The sequence below is a fragment of the Pseudomonas sp. H2_D02 genome, from assembly GCF_054677635.1.
This window is the reverse complement of sequence record NZ_CP162816.1, coordinates 1,238,861-1,265,732: the sequence shown is the minus strand read 5'-3', so window position 1 is coordinate 1,265,732 and position 26,872 is coordinate 1,238,861. Positions and strand designations below refer to the sequence as shown.

The following is a 26,872-nucleotide window of genomic DNA, read 5'->3' as shown; positions in this document are numbered from 1 at the left end:
TCGAAAAAGATTGCGCCATGGTGATGAAAAAAGCGGACGCCTTTATCCAGGCAGGGAAAACCGCGGTGTTGCAGAACATCCAGGGCACTTTGCAGTTCCTGCAACGCTTCCCCCCGTTCAACCAAATGGAAAACGCCCACCTGGCCTATCTGGTGGAGCAATGCCTGCTGCGTTTCTACGCGCCGGGCGAAACGATCATCAAGCCGGCCGACGGTCCGGTAGAGCACTTCTATATCGTCAAGCAAGGCCGCGTGGTGGGCGAACGTCCCCATTCAGCGAAGGGCGGCACCGAGACCACTTTTGAAATCACCACGGGCGAATGTTTTCCCCTCGCCGCGCTGTTGGGCGAGCGAGCCACCCGCACCGAGCATCGGGCCGGTGAAGATACGTTCTGCCTGCAGTTGAACAAGCTGGCCTTCATCAAGCTGTTCGCCCTGTCCGGCCCGTTTCGCGATTTCGCCCTGCGAGGGGTCAGCAGCCTGCTCGACCAGGTCAACCAGCAAGTGCAGCAGAAATCTGCACAGACCCTGGGCACGCAATATTCCCTCAATACGCGCCTGGGTGAGCTGGCGATGCGTCACCCGGTCAGTTGCAGCCCTGAAACGCCGCTGCGCGAGGCCGTGAAGCTGATGCACGACCAACAGGTCGGCAGCATCGTCGTGGTCAATGAACATAAAGCGCCGATGGGGATATTTACCCTGCGCGACTTGCGGCAAGTCGTGGCCGACGGCAGCGGGGATTTTTCCGAGTCGATCGCAATGCACATGACCCAGGCGCCGTTTTTCCTGTCACCGGACCACAGCGCCTTCGACGCGGCCATCGCCATGACCGAGCGCCACATCGCCCATGTCTGCCTGGTCAAGGACCAGCGCCTGTGTGGCGTGGTGTCGGAGCGGGATCTGTTTTCCCTGCAACGCGTCGACCTGGTGCACCTGGCCCGGACGATTCGCAACGCCCCACGGGTGGAAAACCTGGTGACGCTGCGCGGCGAGATCGGCCAACTGGTGGAGCGAATGCTGGCCCACGGCGCGTCGTCAACGCAGATCACCCACATCATCACCTTGCTCAACGACCACACCGTGTGCCGGGTCATCGAGTTGACCTTGGCCGACAAAGGCGACCCGGGCGTGCCGTTCAGTTGGCTGTGTTTCGGCAGCGAAGGCCGCCGCGAGCAGACCCTGCACACCGACCAGGACAACGGCATTCTTTTCGAAGCCCGCGATGCCGCCCACGCGGCGCAGATCCGTGGCCTGCTGCTGCCCATCGCCCAGCAGATCAACCAGAGCCTGGCGCTGTGCGGCTTCACCTTGTGCAAAGGCAACATCATGGCCGGCAACCCCGAACTCTGCCTGTCCCGCGCTGAATGGGCACGGCGCTTCGCGGCCTTCATTCGCGAAGCGACGCCCGAGAACCTGCTGGGTTCGAGCATCTATTTCGATCTGCGAGTGGTCTGGGGCGACGAGCAAGGCTGCGAGCAACTGCGCCAGCAGATTCTCGATCAAGTGGCCGACAACCGCTTGTTCCAGCGCATGATGGCCGAGAATGCCCTTCGCCATCGCCCGCCCGTTGGACGCTTCCGGGATTTCGTGCTCAGCCGCAAGAACGGCGAAAAAGCCACCCTCGACCTGAAGGTGCAAGGGCTGACGCCTTTCGTCGACGGCGCTCGATTGCTGGCATTGGCCAACGGCATCGAGGCCAACAACACCCTCGAACGCTTGCGGCAACTGGTCGTCAAGGAAGTCATCGAACCGCTGGACGGCGCGGCTTATGAAGAGGCCTATCATTTCATCCAGCAGACCCGGATGCAGCAACATCAATTGCAGACCCGGGAAAACCTGCCCTATTCCAACCGTGTCGACCCCGACAGCCTCAATCATCTGGACCGGCGGATCCTGCGCGAATCCCTGCGCCAGGCCCAACGCCTGCAGAGCAGCCTGACGTTGAGGTATCAACTGTGAGCCTGTTTTCCTGGCTGCGCCCGGTCCAGCCAACGCTTGGCGACGCCTTGCAGCAACGCCTGGCCAACCTGCCCGCCCCTGCCCCATTGGCTGAATGCAGCTTGCGGGAACAGCGTTGGGTGGTGGTCGACCTGGAAACCACCGGCCTTAACCTGAACAAAGACCAGGTGTTGTCCATCGGCGCCGTGGTGATCGAAGACGGTGCCATCGACTTCAGCCAGCAATTCGAGCGGACCTTGCAATGCGACAAGCAGAAGCTCGGGCCAAGCGTGCTGATCCACGGCCTGGCGCCGAGTGCCATCGCCGCTGGCAGCGACCCGGCCGAAGCCCTGCTGGCGTTCATGGAATTCGTCGGCGACAGTCCGCTGCTGGCGTTTCATGCGCCATTCGATTCCCACATGCTCGGGCGCGCCACGAAAGATTACCTGGGCTACCGACTCCAGCATCCCTTCCTGGACGTGGCCGACCTGGCGCCGATGCTTTGCCCGCAAGCCAACCTGCGCAAGTCCGGCCTGGACGAATGGATCGACTGGTTCAAGCTGCAAGTCTTCGAACGCCACAACGCCAGCGCCGACGCCTTGGCCACGGCGGAGCTGGCGCTGATCCTGTTCAGCCGCGCCCGCCAGCAGGAGATCCACAGCCCCCTCGCCTTGCAACAACGCCTCGGGCAATGGAAACGGCGGCAGCAGGCGCCTTCGCTTTAATCCAAGCCCTTGAGCACACCTAGCCCTTGGGGGAGCGAGCTTGCTCGCGATGGCGCAGCATCAGTCCCCCCAATGCGACTGCCCCACCGCTATCGCGAGCAAGCTCGCTTCCACAGGGGTATTGCATACCCCGACCAGCGCCAATTGCTTTCCCTCCCCCGCCTCTGCCACAATCGCGAACAATTCTCGTTACTTAAAACATCGGTGATGTTCCGTGTCGTCAGTCCCTAGTGTCCGGTCTCACAAGTACCGTCCCTTTTTTGACGAGTGGCTGCTGTCGTCAGGCAAGGCGCCGCGACGAGTCATAGCCCGCTATGGCGAGGAGCGGCAACACAGCATGACGGCAGCAGACACCGTCAAAAAAGGGACGGTACTTGTGAGACCGGGCACTACTCCTCATAGTGATTTGGTTGGTGCGTTGTACCGTGACCATCGCGGCTGGCTATTGGCATGGCTACGGCGCAACGTGGCCTGCGCGCAGCGGGCCGAGGACCTGAGCCAGGACACGTTTGTGCGCTTGCTGGGTCGCGAGGAATTGAAGGCGCCCCGGGAACCACGTGCGTTTCTGGTGGCGATCGCCAAGGGGCTGTTGTTCGACTACTTCCGTCGGGCCGCCCTCGAACAGGCCTACCTGACCGAACTGATGCTGATTCCAGAAGACGAGCAGCCATCGGTAGAAGAGCAACAACTCATCCTCGAAGACCTGAAGAACATCGATCGCCTGCTGGGCAAGTTGTCCAGCAAGGCCCGCGCCGCCTTCTTCTATAACCGCCTCGATGGCCTCGGCCACGCTGAAATCGCCGAGCGCCTGGGGGTTTCGGTTCCACGGGTACGGCAATACCTGGCCCAAGGCATGCGGCAGTGCTACATCGCGCTTTATGGTGAGCCGACATGACCGCAGCCCACGGAAAACCGGTTTCGGCCCGCGTTCTGGACGCGGCCATTGCCTGGCAGTTGTCCTTGGACTCGAGCAGCCGTCAGGACCGCGAAGCATTCGCCCAATGGCATGCCGCCGATGAGGAACATGCTCGCGCCTGGCAACAACTGGGCATGCTCGACCAGCGCTTCAACGTCGCCAGCGGCCCGGCGCGCGCCGTGTTGCTGCAATCGCGGGTCGGCATCCGCCGACGCCTGCGCAAGGTTGGCAGCGGACTGGCCAGCATCGTCGCGGTCATCGGCTTGGCGCTGTTCGCCGGTGATCGTTACCTGCCACTGGATTATTGGCTGGCCGACCAGCGTACCGCCACGGGTGAACAGCGCACGTTGCGCCTGGCGGACGGCACGTTGATCAACCTCAACACCCACAGTGCGCTGGACGTACGTTTCGACGACAAGCAGCGGCGTATCGTCCTGCAGGAAGGCGAGATCCTGGTGGAAACCGGCCACAACGATCCGCGTCCTTTCATCGTCGAGACGCGCGAAGGCAGCATGCGCGCGCTGGGCACGCGTTTCCTAGTGAGGCTCGAAGACCAGGGCACGCGCCTGAGCGTGCTGAAGTCCGCGGTGGCGGCGCATCCGCAGGCCACCGATGGAGAACAGATCCTGCGTGAAGGCCAGCAAGTGCTGATGCGCCGGAATGGCCTCGGGCCAACCCTGGCGTTGAAGCCCGGCGCCGATGCCTGGACCCGCGGCATGCTGGTGGTGGATAACGCGCGCCTTGAAGACCTGGTCCAGGAGCTGGGGCGCTATCGACGTGGTTATCTCGGCGTCGAGCCCCAAGTGGCTGACCTGCGGATCACCGGCAGCTTCCCGTTGCACGATACCGATCTGGCCCTGACCGCCCTGCTGCCAACCTTGCCGGTGCAGGTCGAGCATCACACGCGGTGGTGGGTGATGGTGGGGCCACGGGTCGACGCCAAACGCTGAAAGATGTTGCGCCAGTAATGGCTCCTTCGCGAGCAGGCTCGCTCCCACAAGGTTTGCATTCCCATGTGGGAGCGAGCCTGCTCGCGAAGGGGCCATGGATGCCAGCACAAAGCCACCAATATCAATCTTAATCTAAATTATTTTTATCCAGCCCTATCACTTTCCGAACTTCATCCGGCACACAGGCAATTGAGAAATATTTCCATTCAGGAGCCGCCGTATGTCCCGCCCGCTTGAGACCCTGTTGCGCCCCAGCCTGCTGGCCGTTGCCATTGCCCTTGCCGCCCCGTTGACCAGCGCCACGCTGCTGGCCGCCGAGCAGGCCTCAAGCTTGCGCGCCTACAACCTGCCCGCTGCGCCATTGGCCAGCACCCTGACCCAGATCGCCAGCCAGGCCGGCCTCGCCCTGAGCCTGGATCCGTCCCTGGCTTCCGGCAAGACATCGGCGCCGGTCCAGGGTCAGTTCGACGCCACTGGCGCGCTGCGCGAAGCCTTGCGGGGCACCGGTCTGCAATTGGAACAAAGCAGCGCCGGCACCTTCAGCCTGGTGGCCGCGCCTGAAGGAGTGCTGATGCTGCCGGAAACCAGCGTGATCGGCGCAGGCGTCAGCGAAACCGCGTGGGGGCCGACCGAGGGCTACGCCGCTACCCGCACCGCCGCCGGCACCAAGACCGATACGCCGATTGTCGAGCTGCCCCGCTCGGTCTCGGTGGTCACGCGCCAGCAGATGGACGACCGCTCCGTCCTCAACCTGAACGACGCCTTGCGCTACACCGCCGGCGTGCAAAGCAGCGGCTACGGTTCGGACTCACGTAACGATTGGCTGCTGGTGCGCGGCTTCGTGCCGACCCAATTCCTCGATGGCCTGCCGCTGCCCAAGGGCAACTACGTCACGCCGAAAATCGAAACCTGGAACCTTGAGCGCATCGCCGTGCTGCGTGGCCCGGCCTCCTCGGTCTACGGGCAGACGCCGCCTGGCGGCATGCTCGACATGGTCAGCCGTCGCCCACAATCTGAAAGCAGCCATGAAGTCGAATTGCAGGCCGGCAGCTACGAGCACAAGCAGATCAACTTCGACAGCACCGGCAAGGTCGATGACGACGGCCAGTTCCTTTATCGACTCAGCGGCACCGTGCGCGACAGCAACGCCCAGGTCGATCACATCCCGGACAAGCGCTACAACATCGCCCCGAGCCTGACCTGGAATATCAATGACGACACGCACCTGACCTTCCTGTCGCAATACACCCGCGACGACACCGGCATCACCGGGCAATTCCTGCCATTGCAAGGCACCAAGCTGTCCTCGCCGGCGGGCAAGATTTCCCATCACAAGAACCTGGGCGATCCGGACTGGGAATTCTACGATCGAACTTATTACGCGTTGGGCTATGCCTTTGAAACCCGCCTGAACGACACCTGGCAGTTCCGCCAGAACCTGCGCTATACCAAGAGTGATCTCGAGTTCCAGGGAATTACAGCGGGGACGTTCCCACCTGATCAGGCAGTGAGTCCCGACGGGACAGTCAAGCGCAGCGCCGGGATCGTCAACGAAGATGTCAGTCAGTTCGCCGTTGATAACAACATTCAAGCCGACTTCCAGACCGGAGCAGTGAGCCACACCTTGCTGCTGGGCCTGGACCACCAGCGCTCCAATGCAAATTCAAAATGGCTCTGGGGCTCCAACGGCGTCCCCGACAGCAACATCCACAACCCGATCTACGGGCAGGACTTTTCCAACGTCCAGTACTTCACCATGTACGACTATAACCAGAAGACCAACCAGACTGGTCTGTATATCCAGGACCAGATCGCCCTGGACAATTGGCGCCTGACCCTCGGCGGTCGTGAAGACTGGATTCACACTAGCACCGAATTCCACAACCAGAACAACGCGACCGACACCCTGCGCGACAAGAAATTCAGCGGCAACGCGGCGCTGAGCTATGTCTTCGATAACGGCGTGACGCCTTATATTTCCTTCGCGCAATCGTTCCAGGCGGCAGCGGGTTCTACCGTCAACAGCACCCAAGCGTTCAAGCCCACCGAAGGCGAACAATACGAAGCGGGTATCAAGTACCAGCCACCCGGCACCAAGACCTTGCTGACCGCCGCGGTGTTCGACTTGACGCAAAAAAACAACTCCGTCACCGAAAACAACATCACCCGCCAAGTGGGCGAGGTTCGCGTCCGCGGCGTCGAATTGGAAGCCTCCGGCGACGTGACCGACAACCTGAAGCTGATCGGTTCCTACACCTATAACGACAGCGAGATCACCAAGGGCACCGCAGCCGAAGAAGGCAAGCGCATGGCCCAGGTACCGCGTCACCAGGCCACCGCGTGGGCCGACTACACCTGGCACAACGGCCCGCTGGACGGTTTTGGTGTCGGTGCCGGCGTGCGTTATGTCGGCGATACCTACGGCAACACCACCAACACCGATTGGGGGCATGTCGGGTCCTACACGGTGTATGACGCTTCGGCCCATTACGACCTCGGTCGTTTGAACAAGACCCTCAAGGGCGTCACGGTCGCGGTGGACGCGAAGAACCTCTTCAACAAGGACTACCTGTCCACTTGTGACGGCTCCTACTGCTACTACGGCGACCAACGCAACGTCGTCGCCAGCGTGAATTACAAATGGTAAACGGTTAGCATTTGCGTAAACCTATTTAGAGGCACCCGCTGGATGCAACACGGTTCATGTAAGGGCACAAAACCGTGGCGAGGGAGCTTGCTCCCGCTGGGCTGCGTAGCAGCCCCAAAAAGCTTGGGACCGCTCCGCGATCCAGCGGGAGCAAGCTCCCTCGCCACAATGAGTACCCGCCAAGCGAACCGCGCTATTACTACAGGTGCCCTTTTGCATTCGGACCGATCATGAAAAGCAAAACCATCCGCCGCTGGTCCTTCGTCCACACCTGGACCAGCCTGATCTGCACAGTGTTCCTGCTGATGCTGGCGATCACCGGGCTGCCGTTGATCTTCCACCATGAAATCGAACACCTGCTGGGCGACGCTCCGCAGCTTCGGGAAATGCCGGCCGATACGCCGCCGCTGGACCTGCAACAACTGGTGGAAAAAGCCAAGGCCCATCGCCCGGGCGAGGTGGTCCAGTATTTTGGCTGGGACGAGGACGACCCCAACGGCATCATCACCATCATGGCGCCGACGCCGGGCACCGAACCCAACTCATCCCACACGTTCATGCTCGATGCGCGCACCGGCGAAGCCCTGGAAATGCCTTCGGCCAACGGCGGCTTCATGATGGTCATGCTGCGCCTGCACGTAGACCTGTTCGCTGGCTTGCCGGGCAAGTTGCTACTGGCGTTCATGGGTTTCCTGTTCGTGATCGCCATCGTCTCCGGCGTGGTGCTGTATTTACCATTCATGCGCCGCTTGAAATTCGCCACGGTGCGCCAGGACAAATCCACGCGCCTGCGCTGGCTCGACCTGCACAACCTGATCGGCGTCGTCACGCTGGTGTGGGCGCTGACCGTTGGCGTCACCGGCGTGATCGCCGCCTGCGCCGACTTGATCATCGCCGCGTGGCGCAACGACAGCCTCAGCGCCATGGTCGAACCCTATCGCAACGCCCCGCCATTGACCGAACTGGCACCGGCAACCCGCTTGCTGGACATCGCCAAGGACGTCGCGCCTGGCATGGAGCCGAGCTTCATCGCTTTCCCCGGCACGCTGTTTTCCAGCGAACACCATTACAGCGTGTTCATGAAAGGCAGCACCCACCTGACCTCCCATTTGCTGACGCCGGTCCTGATCGACGCCAGCACCCTGGACGTCACCGCCGTGGCTGAACGTCCCTGGTACATGGACATGATGAGCCTGTCCCTGCCACTGCATTTCGGCGACTACGGCGGCCGACCGATGCAGATCTTCTGGGCGACCCTGGACGTGCTGACCATCGTCGTCCTGGGCAGTGGCGTCTACCTGTGGATCGTTCGACGTAAAGCCGCCAAGCGCGCGACCGTCGGTGCGGAGGTCACGTCGTGAGGCCTCGGCAGTCAAATTTCTGGAAGGTATTCGCGATCCCCAGCGCAATCGGCGTGCTTTGCGCCGCCGGATTGTTCAGCGCCCTGCTCGGCGATGGCATGTGGGACGCCTTGAGCTGGGTCGGGTTGGGGATACCCTCCGCGCTGGCGGTGTGGGGATTGCTCCCGCGCCGCCGTTGACGACAGGCGTCAGGAATCGATCTGACGCCCGCTCCCCGCCATGTCATACGCCGACAACCTCAACGACGACGGTTTCCGACCAGGCAATCTCTGACATATTTATTGACAAATTAATCCTTGCACTCTTATAAAGGCGCCAGTTGTACGACAACCTACAACGCACCCATAACAAAATTCCGAGTGAAAGGCGAAATGACCCGCAGTCGATCAGCCTCCGAAATCTCCACCTCTCGCCGCTTCCTGACGTATATCGCCCGCGCCGTCGCCGGCTGACGTCCTCTCGCAGCCATGCTGCACCGAAGACACCAAATCCAAAAATAATTGATGGTGAAGTGATGAAAATCAAAGGCATCCGCTGGTGGATGGTCGGCCTGGTCACGGCCGGCCTGATGGTCAACTACCTGGCTCGAAACACCCTTTCCGTGGCTGCTCCGACGCTGATGAGCGAAATGAGCATCTCCACCGAGCAATACTCCCACATCGTCGTGGCCTGGCAGATCTGTTACGCGCTGATGCAACCGGTGGCCGGCTACATCATCGATGCCATCGGCACCAAGATGGGCTTCGCCATTTTCGCCTTCGCCTGGTCCATCGCCTGCGCCGCAGCGGCAATGGCCTCCGGTTGGCAGGGCCTGGCGTTTTTCCGCGGCTTGCTTGGCCTGACAGAAGCCGCCGGGTTGCCGGCCGCAGTGAAGACTTCCACCGAATGGTTCCCGGCCAAGGAACGCTCGGTTGCAATCGGCTGGTTCAACATCGGTTCCTCGATCGGCGCCGTGCTGGCGCCGCCGCTGGTGGTCTGGGCGATCCTGAACAGTGGCTGGGAACTGGCGTTCCTGATCGTTGGCGGCCTGGGCGTGGCCTGGACTTTCCTCTGGCTGGTCTTCTACAAGCACCCCCGTGACCAGAAGCTTTTGGACGACGCCGAGCGTGATTACATCCTCAGCGGCCAGGAAGCGCACTTCCAAGACCCGACGCCGAAAAAAGGCAGCTGGAAACGCATCATCGCCAGCCGCAACTTCTACGCCATCGCCAGCGCCCGGATCCTCTCCGAGCCGGCCTGGCAGACGTTCAACGCCTGGATTCCGTTGTACTTGATGACCGAGCGGCACATGAACATCAAGGAGATCGCGATGTTTGCCTGGCTGCCCTTCCTGGCCGCCGACCTTGGCTGCGTATTGGGTGGCTACCTGAGCCCGTTTTTCCACAAGTACTGCAAGGTATCGCTGTTCACGTCCCGCAAAATGGTGCTGTTGTTTGGTGCCTCCTGCATGATCGGCCCGGCCTGTATCGGCCTCGTCGCAAGCCCGTATACCGCCATCGCCCTGCTTTGCGTCGGCGGGTTTGCCCACCAGACACTCTCCGGTGCGCTATACGCCATCACCTCCGACTCCTTCGGCAAGAACGAAGTCGCCACGGCGACCGGCATGGGCGGGATGTTCGGTTACCTGGGTGCTGCCGCCTTCACGCTGTTGTTCGGCGTCATGGTGACGAAGATCGGCTACAGCCCGCTGTTCGTGCTGCTGGCGATCTTCGACGTGGTGGCTGCGTTCATCGTCTGGACCGTTGCCCGGGAACTCAAGCATCAGCCGACAACGCCGCAGCCCGACGCGCAAGCGCTGCAACCCGCAGCCTGATGCACGACGCGACCGGGCCACTTTTGGCTCGGTCGCGCTATGCTGCGCAACACGCCCCTGATCGAGACGTCCACCATGTCCACCCCCAGCATGACGCTGTTTCACAACCCTGCTTCGCCCTTCGTCCGCAAGGTCCTGGTGCTGCTGCACGAGACCGGCCAGCAAGACCGCGTGGCGTTGCAACTGAGCCTGCTCACGCCGGTCAAGCCGGACCGCGCGTTGATCGATGAAAACCCGTTGAGCAAGATCCCGGCCCTGCGCCTGGCCAACGGAACGGTGATCCATGACAGCCGTGTGATCCTTGATTACCTCGACCACCAGCACGTCGGCAACCCGCTGATCCCTCGGGATGGCGCGGCACGCTGGCGGCGCCTGACCCTGGCCTCAATGGCCGATGGGATCATGGACGCGGCGGTGATGATCCGTTATGAGACCGCGCTGCGCCCTGCGGAAAAACACTGGGACGAATGGCTCGATGCGCAACGGGACAAGATTCGTCGCGCCCTGGCCATGCTCGAAGCCGAGGCGATTGCCGAACTGGCGAGCCATTTCGACATCGCCGCCATCAGCGTCGCCTGTGCCCTGGGTTACCTGGACCTGCGCCACCCGGACCTGGAATGGCGCAAGGCCAATCCGCAGTTGGCGGCGTGGTTTGCCGAGGTGAGCCTGCGACCTTCAATGGCCGAGACGGTGCCCAGGGTTTAGTTTGGCATTGACTGATCCGGCCTCATCGCGAGCAAGCCCGCTCCCACATTGGGTTGCTTTGTTTTGACCACCGGGATCCCCTGTGGGAGCGAGCTTGCTCGCGATGGCAGCGCACCGGATCCAGAGGAAACAACCCAGTAATGAGCATCACCAACTTTTCTCCCTCTCGCTGATCCTCACGCAGCCCCAACGACCGGCTCATTTCACCTCTCCCAGATCGAAGCTCATCGCCGCCGCAGGTTTCGCGCCCACGCCGTACCAGTCCAGCTTGCGGGTCAGCACCATGAACACGCCCAGCAGACCGAACAGCAACAGCGAGCCCATCAGCAACGCGTAGTCTTCAGCGCTCAACAGGCCGTAGAGCAAGCCATACAACCCCGCCAACCCCGCGGAAAAGCCCAGGCCGTGGCCCACGCTACGCAGCACATGGCAGACGTAGAATCCGATCAACACCACGCAGGCACTGGCCGACACCAGGTACGCCAAGGTGAAGCCGATGTGTTCCGACAGCGACAGCAGCAACAGATAGAAGAACGCCAGGGCCACGCCCACCAACGCATATTGGACCGGGTGCACTGCCAGGCTCTTGAGCACTTCGAAGAGAAAGAACCCGGCGAAGGTCAGCGCGATGAACAGCAGCGCATATTTGATCGCTCGATCGCTCTTGAGGTACTGGTCCACCGGATCGACGAAACTTACACCGAACGCACGACTGCGGAACGCTTCACAGCCATCGGTGGGCACGCAGGCTTGAAGCGTCTCCAAGAGGTTGGTGGAGAAAAACGACGTCTGCCAATCGGCACTGAAACCCTGCTCGTTGATCTCGCGATTGACTGGCAAGTAGTTGCCGATGAAGCTGGGGTGCGGCCAGTCGGCGGACAGGTGCACTTTGGTGGCCTTGCCCACCGGAAGAATCTGTAGGTCGCCAGTGCCTTGCAAGCGCAGATCGAAGCCGAAAGTCAGCTCGGGGCTGCCCTGGGCAGTGATCATCGGCAACGGCACGTGCACACCCTGCCCCAACCAGCTGAGGCGCGAGCCAGGCAGGAAATCAACGGTCTTCTGGTTCAGCGTGAGGGTCAGCGCATTCTCGATACCGCGAATGTCGCTGATGCCAACGCTCAGGTACGGTTCATCGAAGCGGTAGTCGGCGAAATCCTTGGGGGCGACACCATAGTGCTCCGGCACCTTGAAGCGGCCATCGATCCGGTTGTCGGCATGAAACAGACGCGCCTCGTAGATGCCCCGGGCACGGGTTTCGGTGCGGATCTGACCGTCGAGTTCGAATTGTTCCGGCAAGAAGTACAACTCGCCACTTCGTTGGACGGTTTCCAGGAAACGCACGCCGGTCTTTTCGTTGGTGTTCCACACCTTCACGTCCCTGCGATACGGCACGATGATCATCGGCCCGACCAATTGCTGGCTGTAGCTGGAACTGCGGGCGATGTCCTGCAACACCCCATCGCGCAATTCCTGGCGCTCGTCGATAAGGCCGTTGATCATCAACAGCGGGATCATCAGCAAGAGGATCAAGAGGGCGATCATGCCCAGTTTTATAGCGAGACTGCGGTTCATGTGAGGCTCTCCCTGTTCGAATGGGGGAGAGTCTGGCGCGGCAGTGTGGGGGGTTTATGGGGCGAATGTGGAGATTGTGTGGAGAGTAGAAGTTATCCGACCCAAAGAGAAACCTGTGGCGAGGGAGCTTGCTCCCTCGCCACAACTGTATTTCATTTCCTAGGACGTGGTTTCAAGGCAACCGCAGCACCACTTCCACCCCGCCCTCGACATTGCCGATACTGAACTCACCACCATGCAACTGCACCACTTCCTCGACGAAATTCAGCCCAAGGCCTGTGCTCTTGCGGCCGGTACCCGGGCGAGGCAAAGAGTAAAAACGCTCGCTCAGGCGTGGCAAGGCATAGTCGGGAATCGGCTCGGCCTGGTTGAACAGGCGCAATTCGACGCGGTTGCCGGTGCGCTCGGCGCTGACCCGCAGCAGCCCGTTGGCAGGCGTGAAATCCAGGGCATTTTCCAACAGGTTGCCCAAGGCCTGGCGCAACAGGAACGGCTCTCCGGTCAGCGCCAGATCGGCGGCGATTTGCTGCTCGATCCTCAACTGGCGACTTTCGATCCAGCCACCACGCGCTTCCAACAATTCATCCATCAACGCCGCCAGCGGCACCGGGACTTCTTCTTCCAGCCCCTGGCGCTGCTCGACCTGGGCCAGGTTGAGCAAGCGTTCGATCAGTTGCTGCATGCGCACGCTTTCACTGTCGATGTTGCTGACGAACCGTTGTCGCTGGGCAGCGGGCATGTCGCTCTGCAGCAGCTCGGCGGCGCCACGGATCGCAGCCAGCGGGCTCTTGAGTTCGTGGGTCAGCGTATGGACGTATCGCTCGACGTACGCCTTGCCTTCGAGTTGCGTGCGCATGTGCTCGACAGCGCCGGCCAGTTGTTCGAATTCCCCCCCCGATAATGCGGCACCTCAACCCGACGGCCCTGGCTGACCGCCTGGGCATATACCGTCAAGCGGCGCAACGCCGCGCTGAGCCACCACGACAACAGGGCGCCCAGCAACAGGCCCAGCACGACCAACCCGGCGCCGTAGATCAGCAGCCGCCGCTCCGTACGGTCGATATAAGGCTGCAGCGAACTATTGGGCTTGGCGACTGTGACCACGCCGATGATCTGGCCGTTGTCACGGATCGGCGCCCCGACGTGCATCACCGAAGACGCCGGGTCATCCGGATCGCTGCGGGTCGAGCGGGCGCCGTAGTGGCCGCGCAGGGTCAGGTAGACGTCGTTCCAGCGCGAATAATCCTGGCCCACCGCCACGCCGCTAGAGTCCAGCACCACGATCCCCTTGGCATCGGTGACGTAGATACGATGGCTGACCTGGTTTTTCGGCAGGCCCCAGATCGTCGCCGCCGGCTGCCGATCTCCGTAGGATTTGAGCAATTGAGGCCAGCGATTCTGGCCGAGCGTCCCGGCCTTGAAATCGTCCCGCAGGATTTCGGCCATCAAGTTGGCCGTGTCCACCAAGGTCTCTTCGGTGGATTGGCGCACGCCAGGGCGGATTTCTTCCATCACCGTGTTGAGCACGAAATAGCCGGTCAAGCCGATAAACAGCACGTAGACCAGGAAAATACGGATTCCCAGGGACATCAACTGTGCCCCGGGCTGTAGCTGTAGCCAAGGCCCCGGTGGGTCTGGATCGGCTCGGCCTCGGCCCTGACCAGGCGCAACTTGGCGCGCAGGCTCTTGATGTGGCTGTCGATACTGCGCTCGTAGCCGGCGTCGCTGGCCACGCCAAGTGCATCCAGCAGCTGTTCGCGGCTGAACACCCGCTCGGGCTGCTCCAGCAGGCAATGCAACAGGCGAAATTCGTGGCGAGTCAGGTTCAACGGTTTGCCGCGATAGCTGATCTGCACGCGATCATGATCGACCTGGAACAACGCGGCTCCCGTCTCGACGACCGGTCGCGGCGCCACTCGCTTGAGAATCGCGCGGACCCTGGCGGCCACTTCCCGAGGGCTGAAAGGCTTGACCACATAGTCGTCGGCACCGATTTCCAGACCCACGACCCGATCGATCTCGCCATCCCGAGCGGTAAGAAAGATGACCGGAACGTCGCTGAAACGCCTGAGATTCTTACACGTCTCGAATCCACTGATATCCGGCAGGCCCACATCGAGGATGATCAGGTCCGCCGGGGTGTGCTTCTGGTGCTCGAGGGCGGCGGCGCCAAGGCTCAACCAAGTGGTGTCAAAGCCCTCGCCCTGCAGGGCGAACACCAGCGTATCGGCGATGGCGGCTTCGTCTTCGACAATCAGAATATGCGGCATGGCGTCCGAGCCCGACAGGAAAGTTGCCGGAACGGTGCCCCAAGCCTCGGGGCACGTCAATCGGGGAAATCAACAGTCCGGTTTATCCGCGGTAAACCGCCGCGCCGGGTTGACCGCTGCGCCGAACTCGCGAAGGGCCTTGGCGCCGATCAACAATGGGTAATTGAAACTGCTGCGGTCGGTCAGGTTGACCTCGACGGTGCGCTTGACGTTGCCCAGGCACAATTCCAGGTCAACCACAGGACGCTTGGTGGGTGCGATCTTTTCATCGTCGTCCTCGTCCTCTTCGGACCGGGTCTTGATTTTGCTGATCCGGGCGATCTTGTGCTCATAGATCTTGTTGCTCGCGCCTTTGGTCGCCAGGCGGAACCGTACCCAATCATCGCCGTCACGGGTGAACGTCTCGATGTCCTTGGCCGACAGCGAGGCAGTCAGCGCACCGGTATCCATCTTTGCCTTGAGCACTTCGCCGCCCATTTCCGGCAGCGCGATGTATTCATAGCGCCCGTACAGCGTGGGTTCGGCGGCCAATGCAGGAAGGGCCACCAGGGAAAGCAGGGCTAGAAGGGATTTCATGCAATAGGGCTTCCTGTGTGGGTGGTTTTTTAGACCGTGGCTGATGAATTCGTTCGGTTGACTTCGGTAGCAATGGCTAGGAGAAACTCCAGCCAAGCACTACTTCTGTGGCGAGGGGATTTATCCCCTCGCCACAGAGCACACCCAGCATACCGGCCAAAAGGTGAAACATTCGTCCATCGCAATTTGGCCTACCACCCGAAGCTTGCTTATCATGGCCCGCCCACCCGCTTTCAAGAGTCGTCTATGCGCCGCCTGCTCACCGGCTGTCTCGTCACCCTGTTGCTGTTGCTCAACACCCTGGTGCTGTTCGGGCCGCTCATGGTGTTCGCACTGCTCAAGCTGATCCTGCCCGGGCGCTTTCGCGACTACGCCTCGTGGGCGGTGATGTGGATCGCCGAGACCTGGGCTGAAATCGACAAGCTGATCTTCGCCCTGTGCATCCCCACTCGCTGGGACATTCGCGGTGGCGAAGGGCTGCGCGGCGACACCTCGTACCTGGTGATCAGCAATCACCAATCCTGGGTCGACATTCCCGCCCTCGTCCAGACCCTCAACCGGCGCACGCCGTTCTTCAAGTTCTTCCTCAAGAAAGAACTGATCTGGGTGCCCTTTCTTGGGTTGGCCTGGTGGGCGTTGGATTACCCCTTCATGAAGCGCTACACCAAGGCCTTCCTGGCGAAGAACCCGGAACTGGCTGGCCGCGACCTGGAAATCACCAAGGCCGCCTGCGAGTTGTTCAAGCGCCAGCCGGTCACCGTGGTGAACTACCTCGAAGGCACACGCTTCACGGCAGCCAAGAGCCAGGCGCAGCAATCGCCCTTCACCCACCTGCTCAAGCCCAAGGCCGGCGGCGTGGCGTTCGTGCTCGCGGCAATGGGCGAGCAACTGGACGCGGTGCTCGATGTGACGGTGGTGTATCCGCAGGAACGAATCCCCGGCTTCTGGAATTTGATCAGCGGCGCCGTGCCCAGGGTCATCATCGACATCAAGACTCGCGAGCTGGACCCCACGCTATGGCAAGGCGACTACGAAAACGACCCGGTGTTTCGCCAACACGTCCAGGATTGGGTCAACCAGCTCTGGGCCGAGAAAGACCAACGCATCGCCACGTTGCGCAACGAGCCCGAATGATCAGAGACCGGCGCCGTTCCCCCAGATGCCGCCCAGGTTCTGCAACAACGAACTGGCTACGCCTTGTTGACCGAGGTATTGCAGGATAATCGGGGCGAATTGACCAATCATGCCACTGTCCATGCCCAGGGCGCCGAAGGCATTGTTCAGGTCGTTGGTGTCCTTGACATTCCCCAGCAGGCCGTCGAGCAAGGCGTTCTTTTCCGACCCGCCGCCCAGTAAGCCGCCCAAGCCGTTGAGCCCGCCGATAGCACTGTTGCCGGCGATCTGGTCCAGCCCCGGCACGCTTTTGCTTAACTCGGAGAACTGCGGTTCGCTGAGGCGGTTCTTCGCCAACCCCAGCATTGCCCCTGCTCCACCGATGGCCTGCTCGGGGGTTATATCGAGTTCCGAGCCCAGCGAATTGAGCAGTCCGGCCGCTTTCGGCGCAGCGGCCACGGCGCCCTCCTGCTCGTCGCCCTGGATGGCCGTGATCATATTGGCCGCATCACCAAGGCTGAACTGCGCAAAGACCGGGCTGGCCGCCAACGACAGCAGGCAAGACAGTGCAAAACCGCGTGAAACCTTCATCCGGACATACCCTCTTGCCATTAAAAAGCCGCTTCGTAGGAAGCGGCGCGAAAACCGAGCGTTGGACTGGGGCATCGGGGAATTGTTCCATCATTAACTTAATAAGCTTCAACAGCATCTTCAGAAACTTCCTACAGACAATTCGGAAAGTTTTAGCTTTTAACTTAAACAACTCATAACCTGAGCAATTAGCTGTTAAATATTCATACATAATTCAAAATTGACATGACGACCTGTCAACTCTGACAGTAGCCCGCCCCGGAGACAGCCACAATAATGGCTACGGACCGAGCCAGGAGGCGCGCGATGTTAAAAATCTTATGGACCGGCAGCACCGCACTATTATCGTTGACTATGGGCCAGGTTCATGCGAGTGAAATAACCTGTCCTTCCGCCGCGAACATACATCGAAACATCGAAGCGGTAGAAGACATCTATTTTGTCGACGAACAAAATGCGTTCGAGTGGCAGAGCCAATCCGTTGTGGATGCAGTTAACCCACAATCGCTGTCATTCAAGGGTGCTGATTATGCATTGCATGTTGAAAATAATGGCGAGGGACTTCCCACGCATACGACCGTCACATGCAGATACGGCGAAATAAACTTGATACTTGAATATTCGAGCGTTCAAGAACCGGCCTATTCTGCGTGGCTGGATAACACCTGCAACAACCAAGACGTCAACCAGTGCCAATTGATAACCGCCGATTATTTTCTAGCCAACTTTGATTAGGGTTGATTGGGTTATGGTCCACCTGCTTCAGCTTTCGGCCTGCCCTTCCCGGCGCAGTTCCCGTAAAGTGCGGCTTCTTCTCCCAGAGTTCGCCTATGAACGTACAAATTGGCGGTGCGACACTCGCCGTTATCCTGACAGGCATGCTCATCGTCCTGGGTGTCAACGAATGCCAACGCGGCCCCCTCAACCCGGATATTGCCGACGACACCAGTGAGGAACAGAAGTCCTGGCTGACTGTTGAACATCGCATCAAGCGCTCGGACCCGGCCCTGACCGAAGTCATACGCGACCAGCAAGCCCTGATCGTGCTCTACCGTCCAGACGCTGCGACGCAGGCGTCAGAACCTTGGGTCGATCACATGCTGCGTGTGGTTGGCCATGGCCTGGCCGCACTCAATGGCGCCCCCGGCGGCAAGCAATACACGCAAGTCACGATCAAGGCACGGATGCTTGTCGATGATGACGTGGAACTGGTCTACGACATGTCGGGGTTCGACGCCATCAAGACGCGACAGGGCGGCTACGTGACGTTCGCCAGCATGCCGCGAAGCATGGTGTTCAGCCGCGAGGCCTTGACCCAGGCCCAGAATTATTGCCGTGGCCCTAGCGCCCGTGGATTTTATCCTGAGTTCTGCGAGCGGGTCCTGCCACCGAAGGCCCCTGAATGACCGTGGCGAGTGCAAAGCTCGCCCTCCCGTTTTGAAAAGCAAGGGCCGCTTCGCACCCCAGCGGGAGCAAGCTCCCTCGCCACGACTGCATCGGAACCGTATTCGCGCCGTGACCCACTGCGGGAAAACATCGCATTTCGCGAAGAGCTTAGCTCGGACGCGGTCGTGCTCCACGATTTCGCCTTGTTGTTATCCATTCCGCTGCGCGACGGATGCGACTTACTGGATGTAATCGGACGCAGGCTACAGGCGCAAGCCATGACCGCTACGGCAGTTACCTGATTAGCAAGGGCAAGCCGTTATTTCTTGAATTTTCCTGCCACACCCTTCGGATACGAGCCTGCACGAGATGGTTCGCGAACTTGGAACTGAGAGAAAGCACAAAATAAAAAGGGCGACATCACTGTCGCCCTTTTTCCGTCTTGCCTACAGCCTTATGCCGCGCTGAACAACTTGTGCGGATCGATCACAAACTTCTTCGGCACGCCCGCATCAAACTCGCCGTAGCCTTTCGGCGCGTCGTCCAGGCTGATGACCTGCACGCCAACGATTTCGGCGATGTTGATGCGGTCCCACATGATCGCCTGCATCAGTTGGCGGTTGTACTTCATTACCGGGGTCTGGCCGGTGTGGAAGCTGTGGGATTTGGCCCAGCCCAGGCCGAAGCGGATGCTCAGGCTGCCCATCTTCGCCGCTGCATCGACGGCGCCCGGGTCTTCGGTGACGTAGAGGCCGGGGATGCCGATCTTGCCGGCCACGCGGACCACGCCCATCAGCGAGTTGAGCACGGTGGCCGGGGCTTCGTGCTTGACGCCGTCATGGCCGTGGCCGCGGGCTTCGAAGCCAACCGCGTCGACCGCACAATCGACCTCAGGCTCGCCCAACAGCGCGGCGATCTGTTCGTGCAGCGGGGTGTCCTGGGACAGGTCGGCAATTTCAAAACCCTGGGCCTTGGCGTGGGCCAGGCGAACCGGGTTGACGTCGCCGATGATGACCACGGCCGCGCCCAACAGACGAGCGGAAGCAGCAGCGGCCAGGCCAACCGGGCCGGCACCGGCGATGTAGACGGTGCTGCCAGGGCCAACGCCGGCAGTGACGGCGCCGTGGTAGCCGGTCGGCAGGATGTCGGACAGGCAGGTCAGGTCACGGATTTTCTCCATGGCCTTGTCGCGGTCCGGCAGTTTCAACAGGTTGAAATCGGCGTACGGCACCAGCACGTATTCGGCCTGGCCGCCGGTCCAGTCGCCCATGTCCACGTAACCGTAGGCACCGCCGGCGACGGGCCGGGTTGACGGTCAGGCACACACCGGTGTGTTGCTCCTTGCAGGAACGGCAGCGCCCGCAAGCCACGTTGAACGGCACCGAGACCAGGTCGCCGATTTTCAGGTTCTCGACGTCGCTGCCCTTCTCGATCACTTCACCGGTGATCTCGTGTCCCAGGACCAGGCCGGTCTGGGCGGTGGTACGGCCGCGCACCATGTGTTGGTCGGAGCCGCAGATGTTGGTGGAGACCACGCGCAGGATGACGCCATGCTCGATCTTCCTGCCGCGCGGGTCCTGCATTTTGGGATAGTCGATTTTCTGTACTTCGACCTTGCCGTTGCCGAGATACACGACACCACGATTACCAGACATGCTTTCACCTCGCTGTTGTTTTTGTGGAACTGCGTTGCCCAGGCAGGCAGCGCGTTGATTGCTCGGGTTGATGCCTGAGCTTCAAGCGGCAAGCTACAAGCCGCAAGAAGCACGCATACCGCCTTTTCTTGCGGCTTGAAGCTTGAAGCTTGTGGCTAAAGCACCACGGTACGATTGGCGTTCAGAAATACTCGCCGCTCAATGTGATACCCCACCGCCCGGGCCAAGGTCAGCCCTTCGATGTCCCGGCCCTTGGCGATCAGGTCTTCGGGATAGTGGCTGTGGTCCACCACCTCCACGCCCTGGGCGATGATCGGGCCTTCGTCCAGGTCGTTGTTGATGTAGTGCGCCGTGGCGCCCACCAACTTCACGCCTTTGTTGTAGGCCTGGTGATACGGCTTGGCGCCCTTGAAGCCCGGCAGCAGCGAGTGATGGATGTTGATCGCCTTGCCATCGAGCTTGCGGCACAACTCCGGCGACAGCACTTGCATGTAGCGGGCAAGGATCACCAGCTCGGCGCCGGTGTCTTCGATCACCTGCCACACCTGTCGCTCCTGGGCCGGCTTGTCGTTCGGGTCCAGGGGGAAATGGTAGTAGGGAATCTGGTGCCAGTCGGCCAGCGGCTTGAGGTCCGGGTGGTTGGAGACTACGGCCACCACGTCCATGGATAACTGGCCGATGCGCTGGCGGTAGAGCAAATCGTTGAGGCAGTGATCGGCCTTGGAGACCATGATCACCACTTTGGGCCGGTAGTTCGGCGGCGTCAGTTCGAAGACCATACCGAAGGCTTGCGCACGCTCGGCCAGGCCGGCGCGAAAGCTCTGCTCATCGAAACCATCAGGCTGGCGAAACTCCACGCGAATGAAAAAGCGCGCCGAGAGCCGGTCGTCGAAGGAATGATGCTCGGTGACGTAGCAGCCCTGCTCGAACAGAAAGCGGGTCACCGCATCCACCGTGCCGAGCACGCTGGGGCAGTCGGCAGTCAAGATCCATGTGTCTGGGGCGCGGCTCATTGCGGTGACTCCTGTTTGTTATGGACAAATCCCCCGCTAAGCACAGAACCCTGTGGCGAGGGGATTCATCCCCGCTGGGCTGCGAAGCAGCCCCTAGACCTGCAACTTCAGAGTGTCAGGTTGATCACATCAAGCTTTTGGGGCTGCTGCGCAGCCCAGCGGGGATGAATCCCCTCGCCACAAAAAGACAGTGTCCGACCTTAGTCAGGCCTGCACGCTCAACCCATACTCAGCCGCCGCATCCTGCAACCACAGCCACCAGTAATCGGAGAAGCTGCGACGGATCACCAGTTCCCAGGTGTCTTCACTCGTGTGGCGGATCACCAGTTGCGACTTGGCGAACACCGTGCCCACCGCCTTGCCTACCGGAAAGTTGTTTGGGTGAACATCGTAGCTGGTGGATTTCATCAGCACGTCGCGTACGTTCGGGCCGGACAGTTCGAGGATCTGCTGGCCGCCGCTGACGTTGACGATCTGGATGTGCAGGTCGCCCAGGGCTTCGCGCAGCTTCTGCTCGGCGGCGAACTCTTCGCCGGTGGGCACCACCAGCAGCCATTCATCCGGGCCGAGCCATTGCAGGCTGGTCTCGCCCTTGATGATGACGCTCAGGGCGCCCGGCAATTCCAGGCCCAGGGCCTTGTGTACGCCGGCGGCGAACGCCGGGTCGTGGCCATCGCCACGAAGGGTCAGGTGGCCGAGGAGTTTTTTCTCGCGCACGGTCACGCCGGCGTTCTTGCGGCCCTTGCCCACCAGGCTGGCGAGGTCGGCATGGTGCAGCGACGACTCGGCCTTGGCCCCGGTGGTTGGGCGTTGTTGGTACACGTTGACTGCGGTCATATGGAGCACCTGTCTTGAATTCTGTAGTTCCGGCCTTTGTGGTGGCTGTCCTGCCGTCTTCGCGAGCAAGCCCGCTCCCACATTGGATTGATGCCTGGCTCAAATTCCTTTGGCGACTTCAATCCTGTGGGAGCGGGCTTGCTCGCGAATCAGGCGACTCGGTGAAGCTGCCCACCCACAGGACCAAAGTCCCTTAGATGTTCTGCCGATCCCCCTTCGGATCGAAGAACACCGAAGAAACGATCTCTGCCTCGATCACGCTACCGTCGGCCAATGGCGCGAACACGCGTTCGCCCAGGCGCTTCAAGCCGCCCTTGACCACGCCCATCGCAAACGAATAACCCAGGGAGTTATGCGCATAGCTGGAGGTGACGTGGCCGACCATCGACATCGGGATCGCCTGCTTCGGGTTGAACACCAGTTGCGCGCCTTCCGGCAGCCAGACATTCGGGTCGATCGGCTTGAGGCCCACCAGTTGCTTGCGGTCTTCACGCACGCAATCTTCACGGTTCATGCCGCGCCAGCCGATCCACGAGAACGGCTTGGTCCGGCCAACGCACCAGCCCATGTTCAGGTCGTCCGGGGTCATCGAGCCGTCCGTGTCCTGGCCGACGATGATGAAGCCCTTCTCGGCCCGCAATACGTGCATGGTCTCGGTGCCGTACGGGGTCAGGTTGTACTTCTTGCCGGCCTCGACGATCTGTTCGAGCACGCCCATGGCGTAGTCGGCCTGCACGTTGATTTCGTACGACAGCTCACCGGTGAACGAGATCCGGAACACCCGCGCCGGGACGCCGCCCACCAGGCCTTCCTTCCAGGTCATGAACGGGAAAGCGTCCTTGTCCAGGTCGATGTCGGTGACGTCGCCGAGCAGCTTGCGGCTGTTGGGCCCCGACAGGGTCATGGTCGCCCAGTGGTCGGTGACCGAGGTGAAGTACACCTTCAGGTCCGGCCATTCGGTCTGGTGATAGATCTCCAGCCATTGCAGCACGCGCGCGGCACCGCCGGTGGTGGTGGTCATCAGGAAGTGATTGTCCGCCAGACAGGCCGTTACGCCGTCGTCGAAGACCATGCCGTCTTCCTTGCACATCAGGCCGTACCGGGCCTTGCCCACGTCGAGCTTGGTCCAGGCGTTGGTGTAGACGCGGTTGAGGAACTCGCGGGCGTCCGGACCCTGGATGTCGATCTTGCCCAGGGTCGAAGCGTCGAGCAGACCGACGCTGTCACGCACGGCCTGGCATTCGCGCTTGACCGCGGCATGCAGGTCTTCGCCGTTCTTCGGGAAGTACCAAGGGCGCTTCCACTGGCCGACGTCTTCGAACTCAGCACCGTTCTTCACATGCCAGGCATGCAGCGCGGTGAAGCGCACCGGCTCGAAGATGTGCCCACAGTGCCGGCCCGCCACCGCGCCGAAAGTCACCGGCGTGTAGTTCGGACGGAACATGGTGGTGCCCATCTGCGGAATGCTCACGTTCAGCGAGCGGGCCGCGATGGCCAGGCCGTTGACGTTGCCCAGCTTGCCCTGGTCGGTACCGAAGCCCAGTGCGGTGTAGCGCTTGACGTGTTCCACCGACTCGAAGCCTTCGCGGGTGGCGAGTTCGATGGCGGCGGCAGTGACGTCGTTCTGCAGGTCGACGAATTGCTTCGGCGCCCGTGCGGTGGCTTTTTCGTGGGGCACTTGGAACAGCGCCAGGGTCGGTTCTTCGTGACGGCTCAGCGCTTTAGGCAACACGCCCTCGACGGCCTTGAAGCCGGCTTCGCTGGCCGCACGCACGCCGCCTTCGAAACCGTCGGCCAAGCTATCGCCGAGGCCATAGACGCCGTTGATACCGCCGACACAGACACGTTTTTGCGGTGCTTCGCCCGGTACGAAACCGAGGATGTCTTCACGCCAGATCGGCTTGCCGCCCAGGTGTGAAGCCAGGTGGACCACCGGGCTGTAGCCGCCGGAGCTGGCCACCAGGTCGCAGTCCAGCCATTCGCCGGGGCTGGTGACTTTGTGGGCACGGACGTCGATCGCGGCCACACGTGCCCCGGTGACGCGCTTGCTGCCACGGGCCTCGATCACGGCGCTGCCGGTGAGGATGCGGATGCCCTTGGCGCGGGCTTCTTCCACCAGCGCACCCCGTGGGTTACTGCGGGCGTCGGCCACGGCGACCACTTGCAGGCCGGCATCGAACCAGTCCAGGGCCACGCGATAGGCGTGGTCGTTGTTGGTGCTCAGGACCAGTTTCTTGCCCGGCGCCACGCCGTAGCGGCGGATGTAGGTAGAAACTGCGCCAGCCAGCATGTTGCCCGGCACGTCGTTGTTGCCGTAGACCAATGGGCGCTCGCAGGCGCCGGTCGCCAGGACCACGCGCTTGGCGCGAACCCGGTTGATGCGCTGGCGAACCTGGCCGATCGGTGCGCGGTCACCCAGGTGATCAGTGAGCCGCTCATGGATGGTCAGGAAGTTATGGTCGTGATAACCGTTCACGGTGGCGCGAGGCAACAGCACCACTTCCGGCATCGAGCGCAGCTCAGCCACTGCGGCCGCGACCCACTCGGTCGCCGGCTTGCCGTCCAGGCTTTCGCGGGAGTCGAGCAGGCTGCCGCCGAACTCTTCTTGCTCATCGGCCAGGATCACTCGGGCACCGCTGCGGCCAGCGGCCAACGCGGCAGCCAGGCCAGACGGGCCGGCGCCAACGATCAGCACGTCGCAGTGACGGTTCATGTAGTCGTAGGTGTCCGGATCGTTCTCGGTCGGCGAGCGGCCCAGGCCTGCGGCCTTGCGGATGTACTTCTCGTAGGTCATCCAGAACGATTGCGGGTACATGAAGGTTTTGTAGTAGAAACCCGGTGGCATCAGCTTGCCGCCGACCTTGCCGAGAATCCCCATCATGTCGTTGTTCACATTCGGCCAGCCGTTGGTGCTGGTGGCGACCAAACCTTGGTACAGCGCCTGTTGCGTGGCGCGCACGTTGGGAATCTGCGTGGCTTCGGTGGCACCGATCTGCAGCACCGCGTTCGGCTCTTCGGCGCCGCGCGGCGAAGATGCCGCGCGGACGGGAATACTTGAAGCTGCGACCGATGATGTCGACACCGTTGGCCAGCAACGCGGCGGCCAGGGAGTCACCTTCGAAGCCTTTGTAGGTCTGGCCGTTGAAGGTGAATGTCAGCACTTTGTTGCGGTCGATCCGTCCGCCGTTGGACAGGCGATTGATCTGGCTCATACCTTCTCTCCCAGAGCCTGTGCAGCCGCTTTCGGACTGTCAGCCTTGTCGGTGAACTGCGGCTTTTCGCCGATCTTGTAGGTTTCGAGAATCTCGTAGGTCACGGTGTCACGGGTCGCGTTGAAGTACTGGCGGCAACCGGCGACGTGATCCCACAGTTCATGGTGCAACCCGCGTGGGTTGTCACGGAAGAACATGTAGTCGCCCCACTGCTCGTCGGTGCAGGCGTTCGGATCCAGTGGACGCGGGATATGCGCCTGGCCGGATGCATGGAATTCCTCTTCGGAGCGCAGTTCGCCGCAGTGAGGACAGAAGATATGCAACATGGGGATTTCTCCTGTTAGTGGGCAACCGCAGCAGCGCCGTGTTCATCGATCAACGCACCGTTGTGGAAACGGTCGATGGAGAAAGGTGCGGCCAATGGGTGCATTTCACCCTTGGCCAGGCTCGCGGCAAACACGTTGCCCGAGCCAGGTGTGGCCTTGAAGCCACCGGTGCCCCAACCGCAGTTGAAGAACATGTTCGGCACCGGGGTCTTGGAGATGATCGGGCAGGCGTCCGGCGTGGTGTCGACGATGCCGCCCCACTGGCGGTTCATGCGCACGCGGGACAACACCGGGAACATCTCGACGATGGCCTGGATGGTGTGCTCGATCACCGGGTACGAACCACGCTGGCCGTAGCCGTTGTAGCCATCGATGCCGGCGCCGATCACCAGGTCGCCCTTGTCGGACTGGCTGATGTAGCCGTGCACGGCGTTGGACATGATCACGCTGTCGATGATTGGCTTGATCGGCTCGGACACCAGCGCTTGCAGCGGGTGGGATTCGACCGGCAGGCGGAAGCCCGCGAGCTTGGCCATGTGCCCGGAGTTACCGGCAGTGACCACGCCGACGCGCTTGGCGCCGATGAAGCCCTTGTTGGTTTCCACGCCGATGCACACACCGTTTTCCTTGCGGAAACCGATCACTTCGGTCTGCTGGATCAAGTCCACGCCCAACGCGTCCGCCGCTCGGGCAAAGCCCCAGGCCACGGCATCGTGACGCGCCACGCCGCCGCGACGCTGGACGGTGGCGCCCATCACCGGGTAGCGGGTGTTTTTCGAGCAATCCAGGTACGGGATCTCGTCGGCCACTTGCTTGGCGTTGAGCAGCTCGCCATCCACGCCGTTGAGGCGGTTGGCGCTGACGCGACGCTCGGAATCACGGATGTCCTGCAGGGTGTGGCACAGGTTGTAGACGCCACGCTGGGAGAACATCACGTTGTAGTTCAGGTCCTGGGACAGGCCTTCCCAGAGTTTCATCGCGTGTTCGTACAGGTGGGCCGATTCATCCCACAGGTAGTTGGAGCGCACGATGGTGGTGTTGCGCGCGGTGTTACCGCCGCCCAACCAGCCCTTCTCGACCACGGCCACGTTGGTGATGCCGTGCTCCTTGGCCAGGTAGTAGGCGGTCGCCAGACCGTGCCCGCCACCGCCGACGATGACCACGTCGTAGACCTTTTTCGGGGTCGGCGTGCGCCACATCCGCTGCCAGTTTTCATGATGGCTGAGTGAGTGTTTGAAGAGGCCGAAGCCCGAATAGCGTTGCATAG

At 61.5% G+C, this 26,872-nt stretch carries 20 protein-coding genes and 4 pseudogenes; 13 read left to right on the top strand and 11 right to left on the bottom strand.

Translation table 11 applies throughout. From position 1 onward, the window contains the following. Positions 1 to 17 precede the first annotated feature (17 nt). The 9 genes from AB4N42_RS05735 (at position 18) to AB4N42_RS05695 (ending at position 11,054) form a co-directional block, all read left to right on the top strand. Complete coding sequence (locus tag AB4N42_RS05735) at positions 18 to 1,958, top strand: putative nucleotidyltransferase substrate binding domain-containing protein (protein ID WP_460115963.1); 1,941 nt, start codon at positions 18 to 20, stop codon at positions 1,956 to 1,958. Further along, positions 1,955 to 2,662, top strand: coding sequence for a 3'-5' exonuclease (locus tag AB4N42_RS05730; protein WP_460115962.1), 708 nt, complete (start codon positions 1,955 to 1,957; stop codon positions 2,660 to 2,662). Before AB4N42_RS05735 ends, AB4N42_RS05730 begins: the two co-directional genes overlap by 4 nt. A gap of 337 nt (positions 2,663 to 2,999) precedes the next feature. Further along, entirely contained in the window at positions 3,000 to 3,557 is a 558-nt protein-coding gene (locus tag AB4N42_RS05725) for an RNA polymerase sigma factor (RefSeq protein ID WP_460115961.1), read from the top strand. Then, positions 3,554 to 4,528, top strand: coding sequence for a FecR domain-containing protein (locus AB4N42_RS05720; RefSeq protein WP_460115960.1), 975 nt, complete (start codon positions 3,554 to 3,556; stop codon positions 4,526 to 4,528). The genes AB4N42_RS05725 and AB4N42_RS05720 overlap by 4 nt, the downstream gene beginning before the upstream one ends. Positions 4,529 to 4,748: 220 nt before the next feature. Continuing rightward, positions 4,749 to 7,175, top strand: coding sequence for a TonB-dependent siderophore receptor (locus AB4N42_RS05715; RefSeq protein WP_460115959.1), 2,427 nt, complete (start codon positions 4,749 to 4,751; stop codon positions 7,173 to 7,175). A gap of 230 nt (positions 7,176 to 7,405) precedes the next feature. Continuing rightward, the gene (locus AB4N42_RS05710; RefSeq protein ID WP_460115958.1) at positions 7,406 to 8,536 is read left to right on the top strand and encodes a PepSY-associated TM helix domain-containing protein; all 1,131 of its coding nucleotides are present in this window, start codon (positions 7,406 to 7,408) and stop codon (positions 8,534 to 8,536) included. Continuing rightward, positions 8,533 to 8,715: a hypothetical protein gene (locus AB4N42_RS05705; protein WP_460115957.1), complete on the top strand. Its 183-nt coding sequence runs from the start codon at positions 8,533 to 8,535 to the stop codon at positions 8,713 to 8,715. Before AB4N42_RS05710 ends, AB4N42_RS05705 begins: the two co-directional genes overlap by 4 nt. A 335-nt stretch (positions 8,716 to 9,050) precedes the next feature. Then, entirely contained in the window at positions 9,051 to 10,349 is a 1,299-nt protein-coding gene (locus AB4N42_RS05700) for an MFS transporter (RefSeq protein WP_258648429.1), read from the top strand. 75 nt (positions 10,350 to 10,424) lie between these two features. Beyond that, complete coding sequence (locus AB4N42_RS05695; protein ID WP_460115956.1) at positions 10,425 to 11,054, top strand: glutathione S-transferase; 630 nt, start codon at positions 10,425 to 10,427, stop codon at positions 11,052 to 11,054. Between the two features lie 198 nt (positions 11,055 to 11,252). Here AB4N42_RS05695 and creD read toward each other — a convergent pair whose 3' ends face one another. From creD to rloA2, 4 genes and pseudogenes are all read right to left on the bottom strand, one after another. Continuing rightward, positions 11,253 to 12,626, bottom strand: a complete 1,374-nt coding sequence (gene creD / locus AB4N42_RS05690) for a cell envelope integrity protein CreD (RefSeq protein WP_460115955.1) — start codon at positions 12,624 to 12,626, stop codon at positions 11,253 to 11,255. Positions 12,627 to 12,798: 172 nt separating this feature from the next. Further along, positions 12,799 to 14,216, bottom strand: a pseudogene (gene creC, locus AB4N42_RS05685) (two-component system sensor histidine kinase CreC). Then, entirely contained in the window at positions 14,216 to 14,896 is a 681-nt protein-coding gene (gene creB / locus AB4N42_RS05680) for a two-component system response regulator CreB (protein WP_202334991.1), read from the bottom strand. Before creB ends, creC begins: the two are co-directional and overlap by 1 nt. Before the next feature lie 69 nt (positions 14,897 to 14,965). After that, on the bottom strand, positions 14,966 to 15,472 hold the full coding sequence (gene rloA2 / locus AB4N42_RS05675; protein ID WP_202334990.1) for a retropepsin-like aspartic peptidase RloA2: 507 nt from the start codon (positions 15,470 to 15,472) through the stop codon (positions 14,966 to 14,968). Between the two features lie 246 nt (positions 15,473 to 15,718). Between rloA2 and AB4N42_RS05670 the strand changes: the two genes are divergently transcribed. Continuing rightward, the gene (locus AB4N42_RS05670; RefSeq protein ID WP_030139285.1) at positions 15,719 to 16,606 is read left to right on the top strand and encodes an acyltransferase; all 888 of its coding nucleotides are present in this window, start codon (positions 15,719 to 15,721) and stop codon (positions 16,604 to 16,606) included. Here AB4N42_RS05670 and AB4N42_RS05665 read toward each other — a convergent pair whose 3' ends face one another. Continuing rightward, positions 16,607 to 17,176, bottom strand: a complete 570-nt coding sequence (locus AB4N42_RS05665; RefSeq protein WP_030139286.1) for a DUF2780 domain-containing protein — start codon at positions 17,174 to 17,176, stop codon at positions 16,607 to 16,609. A 306-nt stretch (positions 17,177 to 17,482) separates the two neighbouring features. On the opposite strand from AB4N42_RS05665, the gene AB4N42_RS05660 reads away from it, so the two are divergent. The 3 genes and pseudogenes from AB4N42_RS05660 to AB4N42_RS05650 all read left to right on the top strand — a co-directional run. Next, on the top strand, positions 17,483 to 17,911 hold the full coding sequence (locus AB4N42_RS05660) for a DUF3757 domain-containing protein (RefSeq protein ID WP_217860507.1): 429 nt from the start codon (positions 17,483 to 17,485) through the stop codon (positions 17,909 to 17,911). A 95-nt stretch (positions 17,912 to 18,006) separates the two neighbouring features. Further along, positions 18,007 to 18,582: a hypothetical protein gene (locus AB4N42_RS05655; RefSeq protein ID WP_460115954.1), complete on the top strand. Its 576-nt coding sequence runs from the start codon at positions 18,007 to 18,009 to the stop codon at positions 18,580 to 18,582. Positions 18,583 to 18,679: 97 nt separating this feature from the next. After that, positions 18,680 to 18,864: pseudogene (locus AB4N42_RS05650) on the top strand (hypothetical protein); the annotation flags it as partial. 152 nt (positions 18,865 to 19,016) lie between these two features. Here AB4N42_RS05650 and fdhA read toward each other — a convergent pair. From fdhA to AB4N42_RS05620, 6 genes and pseudogenes are all read right to left on the bottom strand, one after another. Further along, a pseudogene (gene fdhA / locus AB4N42_RS05645) lies at positions 19,017 to 20,217 on the bottom strand (formaldehyde dehydrogenase, glutathione-independent). A 155-nt stretch (positions 20,218 to 20,372) separates the two neighbouring features. Next, on the bottom strand, positions 20,373 to 21,230 hold the full coding sequence (gene purU, locus AB4N42_RS05640) for a formyltetrahydrofolate deformylase (RefSeq protein WP_072389895.1): 858 nt from the start codon (positions 21,228 to 21,230) through the stop codon (positions 20,373 to 20,375). Between the two features lie 204 nt (positions 21,231 to 21,434). After that, positions 21,435 to 22,067 carry a sarcosine oxidase subunit gamma gene (locus AB4N42_RS05635; protein WP_460115953.1) on the bottom strand — a complete coding sequence of 211 codons (633 nt, stop codon included), beginning with the start codon at positions 22,065 to 22,067 and terminating at the stop codon, positions 21,435 to 21,437. A 193-nt stretch (positions 22,068 to 22,260) separates the two neighbouring features. Continuing rightward, positions 22,261 to 25,279: pseudogene (locus tag AB4N42_RS05630) on the bottom strand (sarcosine oxidase subunit alpha). Next, the gene (locus AB4N42_RS05625; RefSeq protein WP_030139292.1) at positions 25,276 to 25,605 is read right to left on the bottom strand and encodes a sarcosine oxidase subunit delta; all 330 of its coding nucleotides are present in this window, start codon (positions 25,603 to 25,605) and stop codon (positions 25,276 to 25,278) included. The pseudogene AB4N42_RS05630 and the gene AB4N42_RS05625 overlap by 4 nt, the downstream one beginning before the upstream one ends. A gap of 14 nt (positions 25,606 to 25,619) precedes the next feature. After that, a complete protein-coding gene (locus AB4N42_RS05620; RefSeq protein WP_030139293.1) occupies positions 25,620 to 26,870 on the bottom strand; it encodes a sarcosine oxidase subunit beta in 1,251 nt (416 codons plus the stop codon). Positions 26,871 to 26,872: the final 2 nt, after the last annotated feature.